At 45.0% G+C, this 3,301-nt stretch carries 5 protein-coding genes; all 5 read left to right on the plus strand.

Annotation, left to right across the window (positions count from 1 at the left end):
• The coding region (locus tag KI210_RS08980; protein ID WP_212781494.1) for a transporter substrate-binding domain-containing protein at positions 1 to 474 on the plus strand (474 nt) is incomplete at its 5' end.
• A gap of 1 nt (position 475) precedes the next feature.
• Positions 476 to 1,117 (plus strand): amino acid ABC transporter permease, encoded by a 642-nt coding sequence (locus KI210_RS08985; protein ID WP_212781495.1) that lies wholly within the window; start codon positions 476 to 478, stop codon positions 1,115 to 1,117.
• An 18-nt stretch (positions 1,118 to 1,135) separates the two neighbouring features.
• Positions 1,136 to 1,789, plus strand: coding sequence for an amino acid ABC transporter permease (locus KI210_RS08990; protein ID WP_212781496.1), 654 nt, complete (start codon positions 1,136 to 1,138; stop codon positions 1,787 to 1,789).
• A gap of 305 nt (positions 1,790 to 2,094) precedes the next feature.
• On the plus strand, positions 2,095 to 2,835 hold the full coding sequence (locus tag KI210_RS08995) for an amino acid ABC transporter ATP-binding protein (RefSeq protein WP_212781497.1): 741 nt from the start codon (positions 2,095 to 2,097) through the stop codon (positions 2,833 to 2,835).
• Between the two features lie 4 nt (positions 2,836 to 2,839).
• Positions 2,840 to 3,301 (plus strand): transporter substrate-binding domain-containing protein (locus tag KI210_RS09000; protein ID WP_212781498.1); only part of this gene is annotated, 462 nt, incomplete at its 3' end.

Raw genomic sequence — 3,301 nt, forward strand, 5'->3', positions numbered from 1 at the left:
AAAAAAGTAGTGAATTTCTCAAAACCATATTTCAACGCTGGTCAGTCATTGCTAGTTAAAGATTCAAGCAAAGTTAAGTCAATTAAAGATTTAAACCACAAAGGGGCCAAAGTTTTAGCTGTTAAAGGGACTACGGCCGTGGCCAATGTTCATAAATATGCGCCAAAGGCATCGGTTCTTGAATATGACGATTATGGCCAGGCTTTATCAGCTTTGAAGGCAGGCCAAGGCGATGCCATGACAACTGACAACGGGATTTTGGCTGGTTTAGCCGATGAAAACAAGGGCTACAAACTGGTTGGCGGCACCTTTACCAACGAACCATACGGAATTGCCGTTAAAAAGGGCAATACCCGCATGGTTAAGGCAATTAACCAAGCACTAACCGCAGTAAAGGCTGATGGGACCTACCAGCGATTGGTACAAAAATGGTTTGGCGGAATTAAAGGTTTGAATTTACAGGAGGTAGGCTAAGATGTTTGAACTATTACAAAGCAACTGGTCGACCTTTCTGACCGGGTTCGGCCACACGATTCTGTCCAGCATCATTGCGCTAGCAGCCAGTTTGGCACTGGGCACGATCTTTGCGTTATTGGAAGTATCGGAAAACAAGCCGCTGCGAATCATCGCCTCGGTCTACATCGAAATCTTTCGGAACATTCCGCTTTTGGTGGTAACGATGGTCTTCTATCTGGTAGTGCCGATGTACGTGGTAAAAATCGACGGCTTTACGGCCGGGACGATCGGCTTGTCGCTCTACACGTCGGCCTTCATTGCGGAAACGATCAGAGCAGGGATCAATTCCGTCGGCGACGGACAAATGGAAGGCGCACGAAGCAACGGGATGACCTACGTGCAGGCCATGAGATACGTGATTCTGCCGCAGGCCTTCAAAGCAGCGCTGCCGCCGCTGGGGAACCAGTTCATCAACCTGATCAAGAACTCGTCGGTCTTGTCGTTCGTAGCAGGCTTTGACCTGATGTACCAAGCCGACACGGTGGCCTTTTCCACGTATCAGGTAATCCCGACCTATATCATCACGGGAATCTTCTACCTGATTCTGACGATGCCGCTGAGCTACTACATGAAGCATTTGGAAAAGACAATGAAGCAATAAGGAAAGGGGAGCTGAACAATGAATTTTGCAGGAGCATACAGCCTGATCAACATGCGCTACTTGTTCCAAGGCTTCCTGGTAACCTTGGGCGTATCGGCCGTGTCGATCGTATTGAGCTTCATCATCGGATTGATCCTGGGGATCATCCGCTACAGTCGGATCAAATGGGTATCGGGGATCGTCGGGTTCATCATCGACGTGATCCGGAATCTGCCGCTGCTATTGATCCTGTTCTTTACCTACTTCGGTCTGCCGGCCATCGGCATCCGAGTGGGATCGGTGAGTGCCTCGATTACGGCGCTGGTAGTATTCGAAAGCGCGATGATCAGCGAGATCGTGCGCGCCGGGATCGAATCGATCGACTACGGACAGATGGAAGGTGCACGAAGCAACGGGATGACGTACGTGCAGGCCATGTACCACATCATCGTGCCGCAGGCGGTGCACAACATGATACCGGCGCTGCTGTCGCAGTTCGTATCGCTGGTCAAGGACACGTCGCTGGCTACGATCATCCTGCTGCCGGAATTATTGTACCGGGCACAGATCATCTACAGCCAGAATTCGACTTACATGATTCCAATGTATTTGATAATTGCGGTGATGTACTTCATCATCTGTTTTGCCTTGTCGAAGCTGGCTTCATACTTGTCAAAGCGTTATGCGTCATAAAAGAGAAAATGAAGGAGAAAGTTGACCAACAGTCAGCTTTCTTTTTGCTAAAGCCGAATTTATTTGCTTAAAACAGTCACTATAGTTTCTTTTCAACTTTAAAATTCACAATAAATCAATTGAATAATGCTGTTGCTAGCTCAAAAACTTGACAATACCTTAGTAGATAGTTATACTGAAAACAAGTATTTTTTAAGTATTAACATTTCTGGGTATAAATAGGTATTTCTTGGGTAGGCTATGGTGGATTCTATAGCCTTTTTGTAGTGCCTAAATTAATAAATTGAAGGAAGGGTGTATAACCAATGAGTGCGATTATAAAATTTGATCACGTTAATAAATACTATGGCAAGCTTCATGCCTTGAAGGACATTAATTTGGAAATTGAAGAGGGCCAAGTTGTAACGATCATCGGATCTTCCGGTTCCGGAAAGTCAACTCTGATCAGAACCATCAATGGCTTGGAGCCAATTCAATCAGGCAAGTTGGAAGTTACTGGCTATGATTTGGCCGATAAGAAAACCGACATTAACAAAATTCGGAAAAACGTTGGCATGGTTTTCCAGCATTTTAACCTCTACCAAAACAAAACGGTCTTAGAAAACATTATGCTGGCTCCGCGGATCGTCCTGCACCGCGACGAAACCGAAAATCGCCAAGAAGCCGAAAAACTGCTGGAAATGGTCGGCTTGTCAGACAAAGGCGACCGCTATCCCAAGCAATTATCCGGTGGTCAGCAGCAGCGGGTGGCGATTGCGCGGTCGCTAGCCATGAAGCCGAAGGTAATCCTTTTTGACGAACCAACCAGTGCTTTGGATCCCGAAATGATTCAAGATGTTTTGGACGTCATGAAAAAAGTTGCCGAGTCAGGCATCACCATGCTGGTGGTAACGCACGAAATGGGTTTTGCCAGAGAAGTGTCAGACCGGGTAATCTTTTTCAATCAAGGAGAAGTGCTGGAAGATTCTAACGATCCAGAAGCTTTCTTCGAACATCCGAAGTCAGAACGGGCACAGGAGTTCTTGAGCAAGATAATTACTTTATAGGAGGCTGGTTAGGTTGAAAAGACATTTTAAAATACTGCTAGCATTCTTTAGTTTATTTTTGCTAGCTGGTTGTACTAAAGCCAGCGATCAAACCAGTACCTATCAAAGAGTTAAAGATACCAATACCATTGTTTGGGGAATCAAAAACGATACGCGTTTATTTGGAATAACCAATATTAAAACTGGTAAGGTTGAAGGCTTTGAAACAGATCTGGCGAAAGCCTTGACTAAGAAAATTTTAGGCAAAAAGGGCAAGGCAGAATTTACGATTACCACCGCTAAGACTAAAATTCCCTTGCTGAATAACAATGCGATTGATGCGGTCATTGCTGTTATGACAATTACTGATGAACGTAAAAAAGTAGTGAATTTCTCAAAACCATATTTCAACGCTGGTCAGTCATTGCTAGTTAAAGATTCAAGCAAAGTTAAGTCAATTAAAGATTTAAACCACAAAGGGGCCAAA

This window comes from Lactobacillus corticis (genome assembly GCF_018327645.1).
GTDB classification, from domain to species: Bacteria; Bacillota; Bacilli; order Lactobacillales; family Lactobacillaceae; genus Lactobacillus; species Lactobacillus corticis.

Excerpts from the sequence above, each read along its gene's own strand:
- KI210_RS08985 (WP_212781495.1), top strand. The coding sequence starts at position 476 with ATGTTTGAACTATTACAAAGCAACTGGTCGACCTTTCTGACCGGGTTC.
- KI210_RS08990 (WP_212781496.1), top strand. The coding sequence starts at position 1,136 with ATGAATTTTGCAGGAGCATACAGCCTGATCAACATGCGCTACTTGTTC.
- KI210_RS08995 (WP_212781497.1), top strand. The coding sequence starts at position 2,095 with ATGAGTGCGATTATAAAATTTGATCACGTTAATAAATACTATGGCAAG.